The 22,011-nt window shown below is 35.8% G+C and carries 19 protein-coding genes, 2 riboswitches and 1 other annotated feature; of the genes, 4 read left to right on the top strand and 15 right to left on the bottom strand.

Features of this window, described 5'->3' with window-relative positions; translation table 11 throughout:
• Positions 1 to 24: 24 nt before the first annotated feature.
• From kdpB to ACQKNZ_RS08200, 3 genes are read right to left on the bottom strand one after another with little or no spacing between them, the layout of a single operon-like run.
• Entirely contained in the window at positions 25 to 2,064 is a 2,040-nt protein-coding gene (kdpB, locus tag ACQKNZ_RS08210; RefSeq protein ID WP_427659089.1) for a potassium-transporting ATPase subunit KdpB, read from the bottom strand.
• A gap of 36 nt (positions 2,065 to 2,100) precedes the next feature.
• Positions 2,101 to 3,771 (bottom strand): potassium-transporting ATPase subunit KdpA, encoded by a 1,671-nt coding sequence (gene kdpA / locus ACQKNZ_RS08205; RefSeq protein ID WP_427659087.1) that lies wholly within the window; start codon positions 3,769 to 3,771, stop codon positions 2,101 to 2,103.
• A gap of 26 nt (positions 3,772 to 3,797) precedes the next feature.
• Positions 3,798 to 3,875, bottom strand: coding sequence for a potassium-transporting ATPase subunit F (locus ACQKNZ_RS08200; RefSeq protein ID WP_144537104.1), 78 nt, complete (start codon positions 3,873 to 3,875; stop codon positions 3,798 to 3,800).
• Between the two features lie 543 nt (positions 3,876 to 4,418).
• A riboswitch (cyclic di-AMP (ydaO/yuaA leader) is annotated at positions 4,419 to 4,560 on the bottom strand.
• 252 nt (positions 4,561 to 4,812) lie between these two features.
• Positions 4,813 to 4,954, top strand: a riboswitch (cyclic di-AMP (ydaO/yuaA leader).
• Between the two features lie 245 nt (positions 4,955 to 5,199).
• Here ACQKNZ_RS08200 and ACQKNZ_RS08195 point away from each other — a divergent pair.
• Positions 5,200 to 5,568, top strand: a complete 369-nt coding sequence (locus ACQKNZ_RS08195; RefSeq protein ID WP_151113516.1) for a DUF2294 domain-containing protein — start codon at positions 5,200 to 5,202, stop codon at positions 5,566 to 5,568.
• 262 nt (positions 5,569 to 5,830) lie between these two features.
• Here the strand turns inward: ACQKNZ_RS08195 and ACQKNZ_RS08190 are convergent, their stop codons facing one another.
• The 4 genes from ACQKNZ_RS08190 to ACQKNZ_RS08175 all read right to left on the bottom strand — a co-directional run bounded on the left by ACQKNZ_RS08190 (position 5,831) and on the right by ACQKNZ_RS08175 (position 9,528).
• Entirely contained in the window at positions 5,831 to 6,577 is a 747-nt protein-coding gene (locus ACQKNZ_RS08190) for an alpha/beta hydrolase (protein ID WP_154310345.1), read from the bottom strand.
• Between the two features lie 105 nt (positions 6,578 to 6,682).
• Positions 6,683 to 7,291, bottom strand: a complete 609-nt coding sequence (locus ACQKNZ_RS08185; RefSeq protein WP_427659084.1) for a response regulator — start codon at positions 7,289 to 7,291, stop codon at positions 6,683 to 6,685.
• 12 nt (positions 7,292 to 7,303) lie between these two features.
• Positions 7,304 to 8,389: a sensor histidine kinase gene (locus tag ACQKNZ_RS08180; RefSeq protein WP_260866563.1), complete on the bottom strand. Its 1,086-nt coding sequence runs from the start codon at positions 8,387 to 8,389 to the stop codon at positions 7,304 to 7,306.
• A 14-nt stretch (positions 8,390 to 8,403) separates the two neighbouring features.
• Entirely contained in the window at positions 8,404 to 9,528 is a 1,125-nt protein-coding gene (locus ACQKNZ_RS08175; protein WP_427659082.1) for a DUF418 domain-containing protein, read from the bottom strand.
• Positions 9,529 to 9,750: 222 nt separating this feature from the next.
• Between ACQKNZ_RS08175 and ACQKNZ_RS08170 the strand changes: the two genes are divergently transcribed.
• A complete protein-coding gene (locus ACQKNZ_RS08170) occupies positions 9,751 to 10,032 on the top strand; it encodes a hypothetical protein (protein ID WP_427659080.1) in 282 nt (93 codons plus the stop codon).
• 330 nt (positions 10,033 to 10,362) lie between these two features.
• Here ACQKNZ_RS08170 and ACQKNZ_RS08165 read toward each other — a convergent pair whose 3' ends face one another.
• Genes ACQKNZ_RS08165 through ACQKNZ_RS08155 form a run of 3 tightly spaced genes read right to left on the bottom strand, consistent with a single transcriptional unit; the run spans position 10,363 to position 13,252 of the window.
• Entirely contained in the window at positions 10,363 to 11,175 is an 813-nt protein-coding gene (locus ACQKNZ_RS08165) for an ABC transporter ATP-binding protein (protein ID WP_427659078.1), read from the bottom strand.
• A 20-nt stretch (positions 11,176 to 11,195) separates the two neighbouring features.
• Positions 11,196 to 12,251, bottom strand: a complete 1,056-nt coding sequence (locus ACQKNZ_RS08160) for a FecCD family ABC transporter permease (protein ID WP_151113504.1) — start codon at positions 12,249 to 12,251, stop codon at positions 11,196 to 11,198.
• A complete protein-coding gene (locus tag ACQKNZ_RS08155) occupies positions 12,248 to 13,252 on the bottom strand; it encodes a FecCD family ABC transporter permease (protein ID WP_154310336.1) in 1,005 nt (334 codons plus the stop codon). Before ACQKNZ_RS08155 ends, ACQKNZ_RS08160 begins: the two co-directional genes overlap by 4 nt.
• 187 nt (positions 13,253 to 13,439) lie before the next feature.
• Here ACQKNZ_RS08155 and ACQKNZ_RS08150 point away from each other — a divergent pair, with 187 nt between their 5' ends.
• Entirely contained in the window at positions 13,440 to 14,420 is a 981-nt protein-coding gene (locus tag ACQKNZ_RS08150) for an ABC transporter substrate-binding protein (protein WP_427659075.1), read from the top strand.
• 155 nt (positions 14,421 to 14,575) lie between these two features.
• Here ACQKNZ_RS08150 and ACQKNZ_RS08145 read toward each other — a convergent pair whose 3' ends face one another.
• The 5 genes from ACQKNZ_RS08145 to tyrS form a co-directional block, all read right to left on the bottom strand.
• A complete protein-coding gene (locus ACQKNZ_RS08145) occupies positions 14,576 to 15,169 on the bottom strand; it encodes a hypothetical protein (RefSeq protein ID WP_427659073.1) in 594 nt (197 codons plus the stop codon).
• A gap of 158 nt (positions 15,170 to 15,327) precedes the next feature.
• Complete coding sequence (locus tag ACQKNZ_RS08140; protein ID WP_427659071.1) at positions 15,328 to 16,143, bottom strand: alpha/beta fold hydrolase; 816 nt, start codon at positions 16,141 to 16,143, stop codon at positions 15,328 to 15,330.
• Between the two features lie 17 nt (positions 16,144 to 16,160).
• The gene (locus ACQKNZ_RS08135; protein ID WP_144535306.1) at positions 16,161 to 16,538 is read right to left on the bottom strand and encodes a VOC family protein; all 378 of its coding nucleotides are present in this window, start codon (positions 16,536 to 16,538) and stop codon (positions 16,161 to 16,163) included.
• A gap of 179 nt (positions 16,539 to 16,717) precedes the next feature.
• Complete coding sequence (locus ACQKNZ_RS08130; RefSeq protein ID WP_154310330.1) at positions 16,718 to 16,966, bottom strand: DUF3006 family protein; 249 nt, start codon at positions 16,964 to 16,966, stop codon at positions 16,718 to 16,720.
• A gap of 312 nt (positions 16,967 to 17,278) precedes the next feature.
• Positions 17,279 to 18,544 carry a tyrosine--tRNA ligase gene (tyrS, locus tag ACQKNZ_RS08125; protein WP_144535302.1) on the bottom strand — a complete coding sequence of 422 codons (1,266 nt, stop codon included), beginning with the start codon at positions 18,542 to 18,544 and terminating at the stop codon, positions 17,279 to 17,281.
• Positions 18,545 to 18,625: 81 nt separating this feature from the next.
• Positions 18,626 to 18,821 (bottom strand) — a binding site (T-box leader).
• Positions 18,822 to 18,919: 98 nt separating this feature from the next.
• Between tyrS and ACQKNZ_RS08120 the strand changes: the two genes are divergently transcribed.
• Positions 18,920 to 21,835, top strand: coding sequence for a transglycosylase domain-containing protein (locus tag ACQKNZ_RS08120; protein WP_427659069.1), 2,916 nt, complete (start codon positions 18,920 to 18,922; stop codon positions 21,833 to 21,835).
• Positions 21,836 to 22,011 lie beyond the last annotated feature (176 nt).

Here is a 22,011-nt window from a genome sequence, read left to right as displayed (position 1 = left end):
TATATCACCTTTCTTTTATATTACTTAAACAAGATTAATAGAAACTAACAATATATCGATTAGCTTAACTCCAATAAATGGAATAATGACTCCTCCCATTCCATATATCAATAAGTTACGACTTAAGAGTTTTGTAGATTTCATCGGCAAATATTTTACACCTCTCATTGCTAATGGTATGAGTAGCGGAATGATTACTGCATTAAAAATTAATGCTGACAGAATGGCACTTTGTGGTGTAGCTAAATTCATAATGTTAAGCGCACTCATTTGAGGGATAGTTAACATAAACATAGCAGGGATAATTGCGAAGTATTTCGCGATATCATTAGCTATACTGAATGTCGTCAGTGCCCCCCTAGTCATTAATAATTGCTTACCAATACCTACAACTTCAATTATTTTGGTAGGATCTGAATCTAAGTCCACCATATTAGCAGCATCTTTAGCAGCTATAGTACCGCTATTCATAGCCATTCCTACATCCGCTTGTGCAAGTGCCGGCGCGTCATTTGTTCCGTCTCCAGTCATTGCTACAAGCTTCCCTTCTGCTTGTTCCCGTTTTATAACAGCAATTTTATCTTCAGGCTTTGCCTCTGCGATAAATTCATCAACTCCAGCCTCTTTAGCTATGGTTGCAGCAGTCAATGGGTTATCTCCTGTACACATAATTGTTTTAATCCCCATTTTTCGTAGTTGATCAAAGCGCTCCTTCAATCCAACCTTAACAGTATCCTTTAGGTATATTAAACCCATTATTTTATTGTCTACTACTACAGCAAGTGGTGTTCCACCTTTGGATGCTATCAATTTTGATTTATCATCTAAATCAGATGGAATAACGCCACCTTGCATGATTACATATTCTTTTACTGCATCTACAGCACCTTTACGTACTTTAAGTCCATTTTGAAAGTCTGTTCCGCTCATTCGAGCTTGTGCATTAAATTCAACCCCGAAAGATTCTTTCATATTTTGCTCTATCTCGATAAGGCCCAATTCTTTTGTTAGTTCAACAATCGAACGTCCTTCAGGTGTCTCATCATATAAAGAGCTAAGTAATGCCGCTTTTGTCAGTTCAACTGATTTAACATCTTCAACGGTTATAAATTCGGAAGCCATTCTATTCCCATAAGTAATTGTTCCGGTTTTATCCAAAATAATTGTATTAATGTCCCCAGCAGCTTCCACCGCTTTTCCTGATTTAGCTATCACATTGAATTTAGTTACACGATCCATTCCTGCAATCCCTATTGCAGACAAGAGTCCACCTATCGTAGTAGGAATTAAACAAACAAGCAACGCTACCAAAGTAGCGATTGGAATAGTAACCCCTACATAGCCTGAGATAGGCACTAAGGTAACACAAACGATTAAAAATATTAATGTTAAGCTCACCAAAATTATATTAAGAGCAATTTCATTAGGAGTTTTTTGTCGCTTAGCACCTTCTACTAAACTAATCATTCGGTCTAGAAATGATTCACCTGGATTAGAGGTTATGCGTATTGTAAGTTGATCACTAATAACCTTAGTTCCTCCAGTAACAGAACTAAAATCTCCTCCAGACTCTTTAATAATGGTAGCTGATTCACCTGTAATAGCTGACTCATCGACAGATGCTAAACCCTTTATAACTTCCCCATCACTTGGAATTAACTCCCCAGCTTCTACAAAAATTATGTCTCCTTTTTTTAAATCCTTAGAGCAGACATAACTATAGCTTCCGTCTTCTAACAAAACTCTTGCTTGTAAATCTTTTTGGGTTTTCTTTAGACTTTCGGCTTGTGCCTTACCTCTCCCCTCCGCTAAACTTTCCGCAAAGTTTGCAAATAAAATTGTAATAAGCAATATAATACTTACAAATCCGTTATAATAAAAATCTGATTCTGCTCCAAAGAAAGATGGAAAGAACGTCATTATTATTGTCACTAAAAATCCTATCTCTACAACAAACATGACAGGGTTTTTCCTCATTGTTTTTGGATTCAACTTTCTAAGTGATTCGACAAAAGCCAGTTTAATCATCTCGTTTGTGAGCGCCGTGTTCCGTTCTGAATTCATAATGATACTCCTTTAATCTCTTTTTTCATTTCAATTTCACATGGTTAGAGCTTCGGCAATTGGTCCTAATGCTAGTACCGGGAAGAATGTTAATGCTCCAACAACCAATACAGTAGCTATTAGGAAAACTAAAAACGTGCTATTGTCAGTCCTAATAGTTCCTATTGTTTCAGGCACAGGCTTTTTAACCATTAGAGACGCAGCAACAGCAAGCATAGCAATCATAGAAAAGTAGCGACCGAATAACATTACCAAACCTGTTGAGATATTCCAAAAGTCTGTGTTATCTCCTAAACCTTCAAAACCCGATCCGTTGTTTGCTGCAGATGAAGTAAATTCATATATCACTTGAGATATTCCATGAAAACTAGCATTCGAGATCGCTGAATTGCCCATTTCAGTTGTTAGCGCAATCGCAGATGGGACTAGAATGATCAAAGGATGAATAAGAATGGTAATTGCAATTAGTTTCATTTCTTTTGCATCAATCTTTCTTCCCAAAAATTCTGGAGTCCTGCCTACCATTAAACCAGCAATAAAGACAGCTAAAATTGCATACATAATAATGTTTACAAAGCCCACTCCATCTCCCCCGAAGATATTGTTTAACATCATTAACACTAGTGGCACAAAGCCACCGAGAGGCGTTAATGTATCATGCATATTATTTACAGACCCTGTAGTGGCAGCCGTTGTTACAGTTGTAAATAAAACACTTTGGGCAATTCCAAATCTGACTTCTTTACCTTCCATACTTCCTGCATCTTGCGACAGACCTATATTAGCTAAAACTTGGTTTCCATTAGACTCCTGAACATAAATTGTTACTAGCATTGCTAAGAAAATAATACTCATAGCACCCGTAAGCATCCAGCTAAGCTTCCGTTTTTTTGTCATATATCCAAAGGTAAAAGGAATCGCCATAGGTATTAATAACATCGAAAGCATGTGTATAACATTTGAAAATGGTGTCGGATTTTCAAATGGGTGAGCAGCGTTAACACCAAAGAATCCGCCACCATTAGTTCCCAAATGTTTAATAGATTCTAAGGATGCAACTGGTCCTCGAGATATTTGCTGTTGTTCCCCTTCAAGAGTTGTTGCAATTGCAGTTGGATCCAAGGTTTGTGGTACTCCTTGGCCTACCAATAAGAGACCTACTACTATTGAACTTGGTATGAAAATTCTGGTAAGCGAACGAACTAAATCCACGTAAAAGTTACCTAAGCTCTTATGACCTGAAATTCCTCTGATGAACGCGATACATAGGGCAAGACCTGTTGCCGGTGTCGTCATCATTAAGAAAGTAATCACTGTCATTTGAGAAAAATATGATAGCCCACTCTCACCACTATAATGCTGCAGATTAGTATTTGTCAGAAAACTAGAAATCGTATTGAACGATAATAATGCTTCCATCCCCCCTATTTCACTTGGGTTAAAGGGCAGAATCCCCTGTAGCCTAACAATCAAGTAACAGAGTCCAAACATTACAAAGTTACTAATAAGTAAAGCTGTTGCGTATTGCTTCCAATTCATATGTGATTGACTAATACCAGATAATTTATATATAAAGTTTTCTATAGGATTGAACACTCGATCCAGTCTTGTTCTTTCAAGTGAAAGGCTTAAAGCAATATATTTACCCATCGGTATTGCGATTAATAACGCAATAGCCAAGACTAATGCGATTTGAAATAAATCCATTTCATTTCCTCCATATACTTGAAAATTTAATATCTCTCAGGACGAATCAATGCATCCAGCAAATAAATTGAAGTTGCAATAGAAAAAACAAGTAAAATAATCATCGCTTTTCCCTTCCTTTCTCTTCAATTACTTTGTTGCAAAATGCTGTAAATCCAAAAAAAAGAGAAAATGAGAATATTATTAAAAAAATAGATACGACATCCATATAATTCTTCCTTTCTATAATTGCTTGTAGCTCATCCTTTAACTAACCTTCTTAAAAATCACATCTTTAAATTTCCCCCTTAACGGAATCAAGAAATTTCCTTCAGATTAATGCCATTGCCGAAAAATAAAGACAAAAAAAGACCAATGACTACTTTTTCCCCGATATGCTACTTTGCAAATATTCTTCAGACAAAATAGTGAAGTACAATCACATATTCTGACTTAGAAAAGTTTGCAGCAGTATACATTTTTAATGGAGAAAAAGTATCACTGGTCTACTTAGCGCCTAGCAAGCAAAAAGCCCTCTCTGCGTTCTGTCTTCCATGAAACCTTTTCAGTTATTATAGGCATTATAAAAAGACCTACTATTTATCAAGCTGCTTTTCTGCTTTAAAATCCTACAAAAAAGCCCCGTGAATTAATAAGGTGGTCTCATTGACCTCCTTCGCTTTAGCCGACGAAGTTAGCTGACGGGTAGGATGGCGAAAGAGTATCTCATCCTTTCTACAACTTGTAGAATTAACCCCAAAAAATTGGTTCCTCCGTTCCTGATTGCTCAGGATTAGACCGATATTCAAATTGGTTATGTTTGGATTTTACGACGTTATTTTTCCGAAGTAAATAATCCTTAAGTACTATTTATATTATTCTTTTCAAAAATAAAAAAGGTGAATCTAGTTTAACAACTCATATCATTGCTATCTCAACACTAAGTTGGTTTAGTGTATGGCTTTCAGAAAATATCAGTTCGATAAAAAGGATTAAAAAATTTTCTTTACTTATTTATCCTCTTTACAGAAATTTCCCCAAGTAGTATGATAGTTTCAATTTCAACCTAAATCGCTGAATTCATTATTGAATCGGGGGAACCACCTGTTATTATCTAAAACTGGGGTGAATCCTTTCAAAGGGTAGGGTGACTCTGACCATCCGAATCCGACAGCTAACCCCGTAAGCGTTGTTGGAGAGAGAAGGTGAATAGAAAGTTCTTAGAAGACTGAAAGAAACACTTACTTCCAACTACGAAAAGGCTAAACTGTTAATACTTTCACTTTTACTATTTCAAATAGCCCGACTAAAGAGCTGAAGCTATCTCTTAAGCTATATTAAAATTAATAAATTTTGTGGAATTAGCAGAGATCTTTTCAAGTTTAATAACTGAGATACTTATTCTCTTTTAGTTAGATATTAAATCTTACAATTCCATTTGGAGGCATTATGTCAAAAAAGAAACTAGAGGCTGATATCAGCTCAGCATTCATTAAGCTACAGCTTGATTTAATTGGAAAGGGGCCACAAGAGGCTAAAACATATATTATTAATGATATGTTAATCACCCGTTTTAAAGGAGTTCTAACGGTAGAGGAAAAACACCTCGTCAATCATACTACTGGAAGACGTCTTGTCAAACAAATGCGTACATTACTTCGCGAACAGTATAGTAAGGAATATGAAAAAATTGTAGAAGAGTATACTGGCTGCAAGGTTCTTTCCTCTCATTCGGATATAAGCACAAAGACTGGTGAAAGAATCGAGGTATTTATCCTTGAAAAAGATTTAGAGCAATTCCTCTTGGTAAATGCATGACAACAACCTATCCAAGTGAATAAGCAACATTGCCTATAGGTACTAATTCTCTACTTTTTGATACTGTTTGGAACAGTTCATTACATGAAGACTTTAGAGAGGTGGTCGTTATTCACGTTGCGACCATGCTCCTTTTTATATTATCTTATGACTTTTACTTGGGCGTCACCTTCCTCCAACTGCAAAGTTTAATGACAGAGATTAATGGGACGATTGTATTTCAAAAAAAGCCTCGAAACCAGTGGTTCCGAGACGTTCATCTTTATATTCGAGCATTTATAAACTGTATGCTTCTTTCTGCTATCAACTCTTTATCAGTATCAAGCGTAGCAACATGATAGCTATTTTCTAATTCCACTATTTCTTTTCCGACAGAGGAGATTGCCTCGAATATTTGATGTGAGTTATCAGGTGGCACGACATGATCTTCTGTAGATTTAAATATCAAAGCTGGTGCCGTAATTTTAGAAAGATTATCTCTTACTAATCTAGACAGCAAAATGATATCAGACATTGACTTCACTGGTGTCTTCGAATACGCTAGTTCTTGTATTCCCTCTAGCTTAATATCCGACCCAATTCCATCAACAAACCTAGTTTCCTCTTTTGAAAGGACTTCATAATTTTCTATCATTTCCGGCATATAAATTGCAGCATTAACAGGCATAATCCCCTTGATTTCCTTGTGATTTTCTGCCAGGTATAAAGTAAGAGTACCACCCATAGATAATCCACAAACAAAGATATCAGTACAAGTTTCTTTCAGCTTGTTCAATCCTCTTTCCACATCTTTTATCCAATCTTCGTAGCTTGCTTGTTCCATATCCTCAGGAGCCGTACCATGGCCAGTGAGCCTTGGTCCAACAACAGTAAAACCAGCTTCTGCAAACCTTTCTCCTAAAAAACGCATACTTTGAGTTGTACCTGTAAAGCCATGAATAACTAAAACTCCAACGTGATTTCCCTCGAAGTAAAATTCCTCTGCATCCTTCAACACTTCATAATTCACTTTCCCATCCCCTTTTAAATTGTCATATTTACAAAACTATGTTTTATGCCATTATTCCTCTACCACATTTGTATATACTATAAACAATAAAAAGAAAGGGGTCTTTCATTCAAGCCACCCGTTTTCATTTGCTTTGTTAACAGCCTGCTGCCTGCTTTCCACCTGTAGCTTTTGGATAGAGGAGGACAAATAATTACGGACGGTGCCCTTTGTTAAAAATAATCTCCTCGTGATTTCTGATGTAGTTAGACCTTCTCTTACAAGGCGTAATACGTCTATTTCTCGATCATTAAGCGGATTCTCTACTTTCATGAATAGTGTAGCAGCTAAGTCTCTGCTCACAACTTTCTCACCAGCTGCCACCTTCCGTATTGAATCTATTAAATAATCGATTGGCTCATCCTTCAATAGATATCCTGTAACATCACTATCAATAGCTTTTTGCAAATATCCAACTCGTGAAAAAGTTGTCACAATCATTACTTTGCTCGGAATTTGTTCCTCTTTAATTTTTCGTGCAAGCTCCAGACCTGTCATATGTGGCATTTCAATAACCAAAATACATACATCAGGTATTTTCTCCACGATCAATTCCCAGGCTTTCTGACCATCTTGAGCTTCTCCAACGACCTCTATATCAGTTTCAAATGCTATTAATGAAGAAAATGCTCCTAGGAGCATTTTTTGATCCTCTGCAATTACCACTCTTATCACTATGTATCCCCCTTACAAATGAATAGGTAATGTGATCGTTACCAAAGTGCCTCCTGAGGGAGCACCATCTATAAACACGTCCCCCTGCAAAGAATTCATACGTTCCTTCATCGATACTAGACCATTGCCAAATTTCTTCATCTCTATTCCTATTCCATCGTCCTTTATGTGTACGCAGAATAACCTATCATTTATGCTTGTATGTATCTCACAACGTTTCGCTTGACTATGTCTAAGAATATTAGTTGTCGCTTCTCTTAAACAAAGAGATATCATAGTTTCTTCTACACTAGATAACAACTGCTGGAAATTATTATTATAGTGAACGATAATACCAGCAGATTTTAGCAATTCCTGTGTATGTTCTAACTCACTTTCTAGAGATACAAATTTCATATCCGTCACTAATTCTCTCACTTGCTTCATAGCAGTCCTAGTGGTTGCTAAGATGTCGTTTAGCTCTCCCTTTACCTTGGTTTGTTCCGGCTCTACTAATTTCGAAGCAAGCTCAGTCTTCAGCTTGATCATCGTTAAAGTATGGCCGATTGTATCATGAAGATCTCTTGCAATTCGTTGCCTTTCTTCTTGTTGAACGAGTTGTTTATTTACTTCATTTAATTTTGTTTGTAGGTTCGTTGTTTTTAAAAGAAAATATCTAAGTATTGGCAAGGCAAGCTGAATAATCATGAATGCCACTAATACAGCGAAATCTATACCACTAAGCTGCTCCTTCCAGAGAATAAGAAGAAACAGGGTGGCAACTCCTACTATTCCAAGCCCTATGTGAAGTTTAGACTTAGCTCTCCCTAACAAATCTGCAAACAAAAAACCAAAAGTAATAATTACTGAGCCTTCGAAAAAGCTTAATATTATAAGGAAGAAGTAACCTGCTAGCACAGCACATAGAAGGCGCCAATCCTTATTCCACAATGCAATATAGTAGGAACAAACAATCGATAGGAGGAGGATTAGCTTCAGGCCATTATGCAAGTCTGAATCAGACAACATTACTACGGTAAAAAGAAAAACTATTGAGGCTACATCTATGATCAAGTATTTGGCGGCTTGATCTTTTGGATAAAATTTTATATTGATCACCTCAATTTTTAAAATTATTTAGATACTATCGCTACCGCTTTTCTTCTCATCCACTCTAACGGTCCAGTGTGTAGCTTCCTTATACAAAAATAGGCAAATAGAAATTGAAATAGAGTAATACTGAGCCAAATAGTAATGATAGATAAACTTCCTAATTTCCCGCCTAATCCTAGACCCCAGCCATAAAATACAATAGAAGCTATGAGATTCTGTGATACATAGCAGCTTAGAGACATTTTCCCAACCTCTTCAAATCGAGACCAAAGCCACTCAAACTTTCTATATTCTATTAATATACCAAATAATCCTATATAGCCAAGAGACATAATTGGTGCGAATAAATAACGAACAGGTAAATCAAATGCTCCTCCTGGTATAAAAATAAGAAGATTTAACGGAACACCTATATACATCCCTATTTGAAACAGTTTTTTACGCTGACTTTTGCCCTTCTCTGTTTTTGAAAATACTCCTGAACGCATAAGAAACACTCCTAATAAAAACAAGCATATGTTCATCGGTACTATCAAAATAGCTTCTAATCTATAATAAACAAAATTTAGTAAACGATTTTCAACCTGTTTTAGCCATGTTCCACTTTCATAGAGTGCAGCTCCTTCATATGGACCTAAGGACATGTTTACGACCCCTACTAGTGCTCCCACTAAGATCAATAGAACAATTATCGCATGAAAACTACCAACTCCAATCATTATTTTTTTTATAAAGGTATCTCCTCTTTTTAGAACAAAAGCAACGATTAATCCAGTTATCGCATAGCTCATCAAAATGTCATATTCCATTACTAGAGTAAAATGAATAAACCCTTCTAATAGTAAAAACAATAAAGTCCATATATATACACCAGGCCAGGCATTACCCTTCCTGATTGCCTGCTGATATTTCATCTCTAATCCCACTCCAAACATAATCGTAAGTAATCCGAGAAGCTTCCCATTAACAATAAAGAGCACTACCATTCGTAAAAAGTCCTCTAATACCCACCATTCGGAAAAGTTAGCAGTCGTTATATAAGATAGGTCTCCCAAATAAGCAAAAATCCAAATATTAGTTCCCAGCGTTCCAAGCACTGCAAAGCCTCGGAGAATATCGATTAAGCGCAGTCTTTCACTTGTCATCAGAAATCCCTCTTTCATTTTAAGTATGAGCTCATGGCCCCTAGATAAAATATAAAGAAAAACGACAGTAACTAACATTCACAGCAGTCAGGAGTATAAGATGACACATGTCATAAGGAGGTTTTACATGAAATGTTGGTTATGACTATTTATTTTTAGTAACAAAACCAATATATTATACCGATATAATTATTGATTTATATTGGAGGTAAGCGAATACATATGAAAAATCTAATAATAGCTGCTTTAATATTTCCAGCTTTGTTAATAACAACTGCAACATTAGCAGAAGCATCAACAAAAGTGATGTGGGGAAAAACTGAATCACGAAATGGTCAAATTGGTAAAGTGACTGTGTTATGTACAACACAGCTTTATCAGAAGGATAATGAAAGGATACTGAGACACAGTAATAGGCCTTTATATAAAGGGGAAGAGTTTAGAGTTCTTAAGTATGAAACTCCATCCAAATTTAAACTTGCTTTGTTAAAAACAATACTGTAGACGAGAAATCTAGTCTACCTAAAACTAAAATTGAAAGACTCCCTGTAGCTGAAGATATGTCTAATGCTCCAATATCGAATGGTCAGACTTCACCAATTTCTAACGAATTCACCGATAAATAGTTATATCAACAGTAACCTTACCCTTGCTAAACAACCTCCCAGCTATGCCTGTAAGTTTCCACGGGAGGCTTGAACATCTTGTTGATGAAAGAAGAAGTAAGGAAGTCAAAGTTAGTTGTTATCTTTAGTTTTAGGGAGTCAAATGTTTCATATAAAAAGATAAGAAAACATTGTTCTGCAGTTTATCGATATCGAGACTCAGATCCGATTAGACTTCTATTTCCTGCAGAATGCATCTTCCCTTACCAAATGGAATACATAATGGCGTACCAAACAGTGGATCTTTTGTAATCTGACAATCCATACCAAATACATTTTTTACTAAAGGACAGCTTATAATATGCTCTGGTTTACCCTGAGCATATATTTCCCGGTCCTTAATCGCTACTATATTATCCGCATATCTGCATGCCAAATTGATATCATGTAGTACCATTACAATCGTTCGTTTCTCATTTTCATTTAGCTCATAAAGCAAATCAAGAATTTCAATTTGATGTGTCATATCAAGATAAGTAGTTGGCTCATCCAGTAGGATAATATCTGTATCTTGAGCTAAAGTCATGGCAATCCATGCTCTTTGACGTTGCCCCCCGGATAAAGAATCCACCGGTCGATCTTTGAGGTCTTCAATACCAGTTGCTTTTAAAGCATTTTTTACTTTTTCTTCATCTTCCTCTGTCCATTGTTTTAACCATGTTTGGTAAGGATATCTTCCTTGCTTCACTAACTGTAGAACCGTTAATCCCTCAGGCGCAATTGGCGATTGTGGAAGAATAGACATTTGTTTAGCAACATCCTTAGTGGACATTTTAGATATTGCACTACCTTCAAGCAATACTGCGCCATTTTTTGGCTTTAACAAACGAGCAATTGAACGAAGAAGTGTTGATTTCCCACACCCGTTTCCACCGATGAAAACAGTAATTTCCCCTTTTGGTATTTGAAGATTTAAATCATCTATAATAATACTTTCCCCATAAGAAAGGGTTAAATTTTGTGTCTCAATCACTTGTTTCATTTCAATACACTCCTTCACATTTAAGCATTCCTAGTTTTAAACAATAAGTAAATAAAATAAGGTGCTCCTATTCCTGCCGTAAATACACCTGCAGGAATTTCCAAGGGAGAAAACATCGTTCTTCCAATTAGATCAGCCAGCATGACTAGGATTCCACCTATTAATGCAGATACAGGCAAAAGTGCTCCAAATGAAGAGCCTACTAGCCTTCTTGCCATATGTGGAGCCATCAAACCGACGAAACCAATACCACCTGCAAAAGCTACAGCCCCTCCTACAAGAGCAGTACTTATTAATAATAGAACGAAACGGTGGCGTTGAATGCGTCCTCCTACTCCAGTAGCTATGTCATCTCCAAGCTCTAAAATATTTATATTTTTAACCATAAAAAAAGCAATAGCTATAAAAATAATCGTCCATGGAACTAATATAGCAACATTATTCCAACTAGAACCATAAACTGTGCCAGTTATCCATATATTCGCCTGACTTGCTCTATAAATCGGTCCCATAATCATCATCAATGTAGTTAATGCTTGCATGAGCGCAGATATCCCTATACCGATAAGTACTATTCTTATAGGTGATACGCCATTTTTCCACGCAAGAAAATATACAAGTAGTGCAATGACCACTGCGCCAACAAACGCTGCGAGAGGTAACCATTTAATACTTACTGTCAGAGAATTATTTGTATCACTGAATAAAGTTAAAAAACTAACAACAGCCACAGATGCACCGCCTGTTATCCCTAAAATATCAGGCGATGCCAAAGGGTTTCGAATCATCCCTTGAAGGATGCCACCAGCTACCGCTAAAGCAATCCCCACCATTAATGCGACAATAATTCTAGGCAAACGAAAGGATTGAACTACAAGTTGTTCCAAATCGCTTCCACCACCAAAAAAAACACTCAGAACGGTTAAGGGGCTTAATTTCATATCACCTAAACCTGTGCTTACGATAAAAACAATTCCTGTAATTACTAGGAGACTCATTAATATGAATATAGCTTTTTTATCTAATAGAAAGGATACTTTTCCTTTAAACACTCTAAAATTTTTATATTGATTCATCGTGCATTAAACCCCTTTCTTGCAATGTAAATGAAGAATGGAGTCCCTATGATAGCAGTCATAACTCCTACTGGAACTTCTTGAGGCATGATGATATATCTGGCGAATATATCTGCAACCAACAACAAAATTCCTCCTAGAAGACCTGAAAAAGGTATAAGCCAACGATGATCGATACCAACGATATATCTAGTTAGATGGGGAATAACAATTCCAATAAAGCCAATTGGTCCAGCGATAGCTACAGATCCTCCAGCTAAGAGTATAACGATAATAGCAACTATTATTTTTAAAAATCCAGTGTTTACTCCTAGACCTTTGGCAACATCTTCTCCCATAGATAAAACATTCATTTTAGAAGCTATAATAAAAGATCCTATCCAACCTAACAGTAAATATGGAAAAACATTTAATAAAATTTCCATCTTTCTACCTTCAACTGATCCAGCTAACCAAAATAACACCTGCTCAAAAGCAGCCTCATTAATGACAAGAAATCCTTGGGTAAAAGAAGCAAACATAGCTGACATAGCTGCTCCAGCTAAAGTTAACTTCATTGGTGTAAGTCCTTCTCTTCCTGCAGAACCGATTGTATATACTGCAATTGCTGCCACAGCAGCTCCTGAAAAAGAAATCCAAGCGAATGCTTGAAGATTAGTTACTGAGAAAAGAGTTACTGCTAAAACTACTGCAAACCCTGCTCCAGCGTTAATGCCAAAAATCCCAGGCGATGCAAGCGGATTTTTCGTTAGAGTTTGCATTAAAACGCCAGAAATAGCTAAGCTACTTCCAACAGCTGCAGCGATTAGAGCTCTTGGGAGTCTAACTGTTTCAATTACAATATGTTCGTTTGAACCATTATTATTTTGAAAAGCATCTAGCACCATTTTCCAAGATGTCTGTGTATATCCATAAATAACACTTGCACACATTAAGAAGACTAGTATAGAAATGACAATAATTAGTCCCACTAGTCTTTGTCCGTTCGTTTTTAATAACATAAAAGTAACCTTTCTATTATCCGTAAATTTACACTATTTACCTCTAGTCTATTGCATGTTATATAGAGTGTCAATGAGTTTGAGAATCATTTTCATTTTCATATTGACATAAGTTTACAAGAGAACTATTATAAGGTTTGTATTGAAAATGATTATCATTAATATTTAACTTTAGGAGGTAAGCTAATTGAATAAAATAAAACCTTTTTTCGCTATTATTTCTATATTTTCTTTATTGCTATTAGCAGCTTGTGGGCAAACAGAAGAAGATACTACAACTGGTAAAGAAAAACAAGACGACACTAGCTACACAGTAGAACATGCAATGGGTAGTACTACACTCAAAAAAACACCTGAAAAGATTGTAATTCTTACTAACGAAGGCACGGAAGCCCTGCTCTCTTTAGGAGTGAAACCAGTTGGTGCTGTTCAATCTTGGCTTGGAGATCCTTGGTACGACCACATCACTGACGAGATGAAGGACGTAGAAGTTGTAGGAGTAGAGCAAGAGGTAAATTTAGAAAAGATAGCAGCATTAAAACCTGATTTAATTATAGGAACCAAAGTGCGTCAAGAAGCTGTATACGATCAACTAAGTGCAATTGCCCCAACTGTATTTTCTGATACTTTACGAGGCGATTGGAAAGAAAACTTTAAATTATATGCTAAAGCGTTAAACCTTGAAGAAAAAGGCAATGAAGTATTAAGTCAGTTTGACGCACATCTAGATGAAGTAAAACAGAGTCTTGGGGATAAAACTGATCAAGAAATTTCTATTGTACGCTTCATGGCAGGCCAATCTAGAATTTATTATACTGATTCTTTCTCCGGCGTAATTTTTGAAGAATTAGGATTTAAACGTGCTTCACAACAAACCGAACTTTTTACTGCTGATAACAAGCTTGGGAATTTAGCTATAGAAGTAGGCAAAGAAGTTATTCCTAAAATGGACGGGGACGTACTATTCTACTTCACATATGCACCACAAGGTGATAAAGCTGCCCTAGATACCGCAAAGGAATGGACAAACGATCCTCTTTGGAATAATTTAAATGCTGTTAAAAGCGGAAATGTTCATGAAGTAAGTGATGCTATTTGGAATACAGCAGGTGGAGTTTTAGCAGCTAATATTATGTTAGATGAAATCGAAGATATTTTTAATAAATAAAAGATTATAAATGAAAAAAACTAGACAATCTTGGTTGTCTAGTTTTTTTACAAAGCTTTACCCTCTCTATACTTCATCAATTTGCAAGGAAGTTTAAGGAATTCAATTAAAAATACCTACACTTTAGTAGCTATTCTTTTGTTAGTGTCCTAAATTTATTCTTTAAACATCCCTTCAATATTATTAAGCTCTATTCGATCTTCCTCCCTTCGATAATCGCTATAATCATTTTCCTCCGTTATCTTTTTCAAACCTTTTTGATAAAAAGATAATAAACGCATAGCTTCATTAATAACCTTGGGCTTAATACTATTAAGTAGTTCTCTTTTACGGTCAAATTCATTTTTATCCCACTCATCTTTTTGTTCTACCTTGGGAATGGCATCAATTCCAGTAATATAGGTAAGACCTAAATATCGTAGAAATGTGTATCCACTACAATAATCCTCATATAATTGTTCTAAAATATCTACTAAGTCATTCTTTTCTTTTATTATGCTTTCCAAGAGTGACATGATTCGTTCCTGTTCAAATGCATAAAACGGAATTTTCGTCTCGATAAGATTCAATAATTCATTTTTTATGTATTTCTTTCTATAATTCAAATCAAGTAAATCAAAGTAAAAATTAGAGCCATAAATACTTTCTATTTCTTTTGTTTTATAAAGCCATTCTTCAAATTCAGATACAGTAATATATCCTTTATAGATCCTGTAAAACTGCTTTTGTATATTAAATTCATTATTCATTCTTAAACTTAAACTCCTTAATTTGCAGTAACCTCTTTAGTTAAGTTATAAAAAAGAGCAATATATAATAGCTCACAATATAAAGTTGCCTTTTCTTTAATCAATTGACGATATATTTCTACAGACATCTTTCTTTAGCGTACTTATGTAACAAAAGATCATTTATTTTGTTCACAACGATTCAACCAATCGGTTAAATAAGCATTAAATAGAACAGACCTTTCAATTTGTAAATTATGACCAGCCCCACTTAAAATTGCAAAGGATGCGCTAGGAAAATTTTCTTTTAAGTCTAGTGCATCCTGATAACCTACCACGTCATCCTGCCTTCCAAGTAAAAACACAGCAGGATTATTAAATTGTGGCTCTTCAAACCAATTACTAAAGGCATAGTTACCGGCGATTTTCTGTAAAAACGCTACATCCCCTCGCTTCATTCCTGCAACAACCTCTTCAGTCCATCGATTAAATGTTAGTTCGTTTAATACTACACAGTTATTCTCGAACTCTTTTTGTATATTACTAGACAATTTTTTAAAGAAACATTCGTCTCTTTCTGCTATATTTTTAACAGGAAGTGTCCTTTGATCATGGTTTGCATTAATAACAGGACAAATAAAGAAAGCACCTAGAATAGGAAACCTATTTTTGGCAATAACTCCACGAGCTAAATAGCCACCGTATGACTCTCCTGCAATTAAAAATGGCTCATTTTGCATTTCCTTCTCTATAAAACCAATAACTACTTCCATTAAATCATCTGTATTGTTTAGATGAGCAAATTGTTTTGATTTTCCCATCCCCGGTAAATCTATGTATATCCTTTTATAAGATCTTCTAGTTTTTTGAAAAAACGGCTCCATGCAACCCTTCATCAGCTCCATATCTGGTGAAAATCCATGAAGCATTAAAATAGGAGTCCCCTCTCCGTATATTTCATAGCAAACTTCTACATCATTTACAGTTGTATACATTTAATTGTCCTCCTCTTTTACTGACAAGCACCAAGTGGATTACCATCCGGATCAAAAAACGTAAAGTATTTCTTTTCCTCATCACCTTCAAGGGGTTTTACTGCAATTCCTTTGTTTTTTAGCTCATCGTAAAGTTTCTCAATATTTTCTGGTATAAAGTTAACATATTTCCCCACTCCAAAATTATTGGAAGGAAATTTCATAGGCGTATAATTTTCTACTTTAACTAAACAAACGACAGTCGGTGAATTATTCGATATTTTCATGACAGCTGCTTCTTCTTCAATATAATTTAACTTAAATCCTAGAACGGTTTCATACCATTGTGCTGAAACAGCTGGATTCTTCACAGGAATAAAAATTCCCTCTACTCCATTTAATAACGATGTTCCCAATATGTGTCCTCCTACCTTTGTATATTATGTATTTACTATTCGATGTCTTTCCAGATTTCCCTTTAATAATTCATGATTTCCCACTACTTAATCAACTAAATAATTTACTATTTTAATCTATTTCCCCAAAGATTATTTTTCAAAAAGAAAACCTTGAAGCTAAATCAGCTTCAAGGTTTTTAGTTCTTTTCCATATTCTCGATTAAGTCCAATAATCTTTGTCTTTTATCATCGGCTTCCTCATGAATAATTTTAAAATCATATCCTGTCTTATCTTCGTTAATAGAAATCTCTAAAAGATCTCCTTCTTTTGCGTCGATTGTAAACTTCTCTTTTAAAATAACTAGCTTATCAGCTTTATCATTTTTCCCAAAAAGAATAACAAAAAAATCATCGAAATGATTTAGTACATATTTTTTCGCTTCCATGTTTACTAACCCCCTTTTTTTAAAAGCTAATATATTCAAAAATAATAAGAATTTATTTTAATTATTTTAGGTGAAGTGTTCCTAAATCTTATTCTATACTATATAGTTACTTATTTTCACCTATTTTGTCCACTATTTATATAAACTTTTTAAAACGTTCAAAATTTAACCTTTTTAATGAAAAGCATGAAACTTTTTCTATATAACATAAATATTTGGCATGTTTTTAAAAAAGTTGAATAAAAATCGTATAAAAGGCTAATTTTTAACAAAAAAAATTGCTTCCCATTAGTATGAGAAGCAACTAAAATATTATACAAATTTAATCATTTTATAGTTTTTCTTACCTCTTCTAATAATCATAAATTCATCTTCTAATCTGTCCACTTGCCCTACAACATATCCAACTTCTGTAATTTTTTCGCCATTTATAGAAATAGCACCATTAGTTACATCTTCACGTGCTTGTCTTTTAGATGGAGATACAGTTGCTTCTACAATGAAATCAACTATATTTTTTTCATCCTTTGTCATTTCTACCGATGGAACATCCTTAAAAGCATCCTTCATTTCGTCCGCTGTAAGCGCCTTTAGGTTTCCACTAAACAATGCTTGAGAAATTCTCACTGCTTGATCCAACGCCTCTTGACCATGTATCAAGCGAGTCATTTCTTCTGCTAAAGTCATTTGAGCTTTACGTAAATGTGGCTCATTTTGTACAGTTACTTCTAATCCTTCGATTTCCTCTCTCTCAAGGAAAGTAAAAATTTTCAAGTATTTAATAACATCTGAATCGGCTGTATTTATCCAAAATTGGTAGAACTCATATGGAGATGTTTTTTGTGCATCTAACCATACTGAACCTGAAGCTGATTTACCAAATTTAGTACCATCTGCTTTAGTCACTAAAGGAATCGTAATGCCAAATGCCTTTGTTTCTTCCTCATGTGTTTTACGAATTATTTCTAAACCAGTCGTAATATTGCCCCATTGATCTGATCCACCCACTTGAACTCGGCAGCCATAATGATTGAATAAGTGATTAAAATCGATTCCTTGAATTAATGTATAGGCAAACTCTGTAAAGGAAAGTCCTGAGTCTAAGCGTGAAGCAATAGAATCCTTCCCTAGCATATAATTGATATTAATAAGCTTTCCATAATCTCTTAAAAATTCGATAACAGACATAGGTCCAATCCATTCACGATTGTTTACCATCTGTGCTCCATTTTCAGATTGGAAATCAAAAATACGTTCCATTTGCTTTTTAATCCCTTGAACATTTAAATCAATTTGTTCGGTAGTTTGTAGTTGTCTTTCTTCTGAACGACCAGACGGGTCACCAATCATTCCAGTAGCTCCGCCGACTAAAAGAATTGGACGATGACCATGCATTTGAAATCTGCGAAGTGTTAATAACGGAACAATGTGACCAATATGCATACTGTCTGCAGTTGGGTCAACTCCACAATATAAGGATACTTTTTCAGTGGATAGAAGCTCATCCATTCCTTCTGCATCAGTTTGCTGATACAAAAGTCCTCTCCATTGCAGGTCTTCAATTAATGAGTTTGTCATTTTTGTCTCCTCCTTATTATTGGAAAAGGCAGTACTGATTTAATTGCCAAAAAACAAAAAGTCCCTGCATGATAAAAATCATGCAGGGACGCTTATTAGTTAGCGCGGTACCACCCAGCTTGAAGGAACAATCCTTCCGCTTTTTCACATGTAACGTTGTGACGACGTATAACTCCAAGCCTGTAATTCGCATCTTAACCACCGACTAACTTTCACCAACCGTTAGCTCTCTAAACAGTATGTATAAGCACTACTTCGGACTTTTCTTCGTTAAATGTTATACCTATTTTACCTAATTTGAATCGTATGTCAATAACTATCGTCTATAATATAGGACTATGATATAATATTGTTGATTTGGAGGTCGAGAAATTAATGAATAAATGGATGGAGAAATTCCACTTATATAAAGAGAAAGTAGATGCCTGGCAATCAACCAAATGGGCAAGAAGATTGCGTATATCTTCAAGTGTAGTGTGGAACTTATGCTTAATATTTTTAGTAGTTGGTCTAACACTTGGAATATTTGCCGCTTCTGTTGGGGCAGGTTATTTTACTTCTTTAATAAAGGATGAACCTTTACGAGAAAAAGAAAAAATGCGAGCTGCTGTGTTTAATTATGAAGAAACCTCAGAAATATACTTCGCTGGAGATGTCTACTTAGGGAAACTTAGAACAGATTTAGAAAGAACTGAAACAAAATTATCGAATGTCTCCCCATATGTCATTGATGCTGTCCTAGCTACAGAGGATGAATATTTTAAAGTTCATAATGGAATAGTTCCTAAAGCAATCATCCGTGGTCTATTACAAGACATGACAAACTCAGATACGCAAACAGGTGGTTCAACACTTACTCAACAGCTGATTAAAAATCAAATTTTAACAAATGAAGTTTCTTATGAAAGAAAAGCAAAAGAAATTCTCTTAGCCATGCGATTAGAGGAATTTATGTCTAAGGATGAAATATTAGAAGCCTATCTAAATATCATCCCTTATGGAAGAAACGCTAACGGTCGTAATATCGCTGGTATTGAAACTGCCGCACAGGGAATTTTTAATGTGAAGGCGAAAGACCTTACACTTCCTCAAGCTGCATACATTGCTGGGATTCCCCAAGCCCCATTCAAATATACGCCTTTTAGTAATGGTGGTGTTTTAAAAGAAGGAGAATCGTTACAGCATGGAATTGACCGTATGAAGGTTGTTTTATATCGTATGAAAGAAACAGGTTACATAACTGAAGCTGAATATGAAGCTTCTGTTAACTATGATATTACAAAAGATTTTAGAAGTAAGGAAGCTCTTCCAGAAGAAAAATATCCTTGGTTAACCTTTGAGATTGAAAAGAGAGTACGAGATATTTTAAGCGTTCAGCTAGCTGAAAAGGATGGAGTCGATTTAGAGGCCTTGGAAAACGGTGATCCTCTAATCGAGAAGTACAATATTATGGCTCAACGTGCTGCAAGCACTGGTGGCTATCGTATTCATACTACTATCAACAAAGATATGTATGAGAAAATGCTTCAAGTAAGGGACGAATTTGAATCCTATGGTCATACTTATACTAATATTAGTGTGAAGGACCCTACTACTGGAGAAACAATTACAAAAGATTTTCCTGTCCAAGTCGGCAGTATGCTGATTGAAAACGGAACCGGTCGGATTCTTTCCTTCCTAGGTGGACGTGATTATAATGTAGAGCAATATAATCATGCTACTCAGGCTGTGCGCTCAATGGGTTCTACTATTAAACCATTGGTAGTATATGCACCTGCTCTTGAATACGGTGTTATCGGAGCCGGAAGCCCCCTTGCAGATGTTAAATTTAATATTAATGATAACGGAAACAAATGGGCACCAACTAACTATACAACTGCTCAGGAGTTAGGAATTATTTCAGCTCGACAAGCAGTTACTACCTCCCAAAACTTATCGACCATTAGACTTTACGATCAAATAAAGGATAAAAAGCCAACTGATTTCATGATGAAAATGGGCTTCAAAAGCATTGAAGAAGATGAATATGCTAACCTTGCACTTTCTATTGGTGGTATGAAAAAAGGAGCTTCTATAGAAGAAACTACAAATGCATATGGAACTTTTGCTAATAATGGTCAGTTCATTCATGCATATATGATTGAAAAGATAGAAGATGTTGAAGGGAATCTTATTTACCAGCACAAAGTAGAGCCTGTCGATGTTTTTAGTCCACAGACAGCTTACATTATGACTGATATTTTAAGAGATGTTATGACACAAGGTACAGCTAAATTAGCAAATTCTCGTCTAAAATTCCAATCAGATTTTGGAGCAAAAACTGGTACAACACAAGGACACAGTGATTCGTGGCTAATAGGCTATAACCCTAATGTTTCCTTAGGTGTCTGGCTAGGTTATGACGAGCAAAAGCTTACGCTATTCCATATGAACAACCGTTATGGACACCCAAGCGTTCGTATTAATACACTTTGGTCCAATATGATGAATGCAATGTACGATATCAACCCCGAGCTTGTGGATGCACCAAACGCTTTCAAAGCACCTGATGGAGTGGTATCTAGGTCATTCTGTGGTATTTCTGGTCTAGCACCTTCTACTGCATGTGAACAAGCAGGTCTTGTGAAATCTGACTTATTTAATGCAAAGGTGATGTTGCCTACTCAGGCTGATGATAGTTTAATATCATCGTCTTACGTAGTCATCAACGGAAGTAAGTACCGTTCATTGGACTCTACTCCAAGTGAATTTGTTGTTGCAGGTGGACATGGAGTAAGTGAGAGCTTTATAAAACGAATGCTTGGTCGCTTTGGTGGGGACGCTAGTAAGCTATTCCCGAACGACTCATCATTTGCTAGCAATGTCGTATCAGAAAAAGTATTTGAGGCAGACGGTGCTCCACCAGCTCCAGTTGTCACCTCTCTTTCAGGAAACACAATGACTTGGACGAAATCAGCTTCTAATGATGTAGTTGGTTATCGTGTATATCAAGTGGTGAATGGAAACAGAGTTCTTATAACGACTAAGCTCGAGGCGGAAAACTATAGTCATCAAATTACTTCTCCTGGACAATATGTGGTAGTAACAGTAGATATCACTGGTCTACAGTCTGGTGCTTCTAATATAACTACTTTGAATGCGCCAGATCCAGTAATCCCAGTTCTTCCTCCCGAGGAGCCAGTGGGAGAAGAGCCTGAGCAGCCTGCCCCTGGTGATGGTAATGGTGGCGGAAGTGATGTAATTATCACTCCTCCTGTAGAGCCAACTACACCAGAAGAGTCTACTCCGTAACTAATAAAGAAGAAGGCGGTGACAAAAGTCACCGCCTTCTTTATATACTCACATCTTTAGAACGTTAAAAACGACGTGTGAGGATGGGGAAGTTCTATCTCTCCCCCTCTTAAAAAATCGATTAACATTACTTTTTTATTTCTCCAAATCAATGTTGCATTAAGTAGTATAATACC

This window comes from Psychrobacillus sp. NPDC093200 (assembly GCF_050280345.1).
GTDB classification, from domain to species: domain Bacteria; phylum Bacillota; class Bacilli; order Bacillales_A; family Planococcaceae; genus Psychrobacillus; species Psychrobacillus faecigallinarum.
The sequence above is the reverse complement of the archived record's forward strand: the minus strand, read 5'-3'. Positions and strand labels throughout refer to the sequence as shown.

What these genes read in the sequence shown, in the direction of transcription:
- ACQKNZ_RS08195 (WP_151113516.1), top strand. Translation starts at nt 5,200, where the DNA reads ATGTCAAAAAAGAAACTAGAGGCTGATATCAGCTCAGCATTCATTAAG.
- ACQKNZ_RS08155 (WP_154310336.1), bottom strand. Translation starts at nt 13,252, where the DNA reads ATGTTATTAAAAACGAACGGACAAAGACTAGTGGGACTAATTATTGTC.
- ACQKNZ_RS08120 (WP_427659069.1), top strand. Translation starts at nt 18,920, where the DNA reads ATGAATAAATGGATGGAGAAATTCCACTTATATAAAGAGAAAGTAGAT.
- kdpB (WP_427659089.1), bottom strand. Translation starts at nt 2,064, where the DNA reads ATGAATTCAGAACGGAACACGGCGCTCACAAACGAGATGATTAAACTG.
- ACQKNZ_RS08165 (WP_427659078.1), bottom strand. Translation starts at nt 11,175, where the DNA reads ATGAAACAAGTGATTGAGACACAAAATTTAACCCTTTCTTATGGGGAA.
- ACQKNZ_RS08130 (WP_154310330.1), bottom strand. Translation starts at nt 16,966, where the DNA reads ATGGAAGCGAAAAAATATGTACTAAATCATTTCGATGATTTTTTTGTT.
- tyrS (WP_144535302.1), bottom strand. Translation starts at nt 18,544, where the DNA reads ATGACAAACTCATTAATTGAAGACCTGCAATGGAGAGGACTTTTGTAT.
- ACQKNZ_RS08175 (WP_427659082.1), bottom strand. Translation starts at nt 9,528, where the DNA reads ATGACAAGTGAAAGACTGCGCTTAATCGATATTCTCCGAGGCTTTGCA.
- ACQKNZ_RS08140 (WP_427659071.1), bottom strand. Translation starts at nt 16,143, where the DNA reads ATGTATACAACTGTAAATGATGTAGAAGTTTGCTATGAAATATACGGA.
- kdpA (WP_427659087.1), bottom strand. Translation starts at nt 3,771, where the DNA reads ATGGATTTATTTCAAATCGCATTAGTCTTGGCTATTGCGTTATTAATC.
- ACQKNZ_RS08145 (WP_427659073.1), bottom strand. Translation starts at nt 15,169, where the DNA reads ATGAATAATGAATTTAATATACAAAAGCAGTTTTACAGGATCTATAAA.
- ACQKNZ_RS08170 (WP_427659080.1), top strand. Translation starts at nt 9,751, where the DNA reads ATGAAAAATCTAATAATAGCTGCTTTAATATTTCCAGCTTTGTTAATA.
- ACQKNZ_RS08160 (WP_151113504.1), bottom strand. Translation starts at nt 12,251, where the DNA reads ATGAATCAATATAAAAATTTTAGAGTGTTTAAAGGAAAAGTATCCTTT.
- ACQKNZ_RS08200 (WP_144537104.1), bottom strand. Translation starts at nt 3,875, where the DNA reads ATGATTATTTTACTTGTTTTTTCTATTGCAACTTCAATTTATTTGCTG.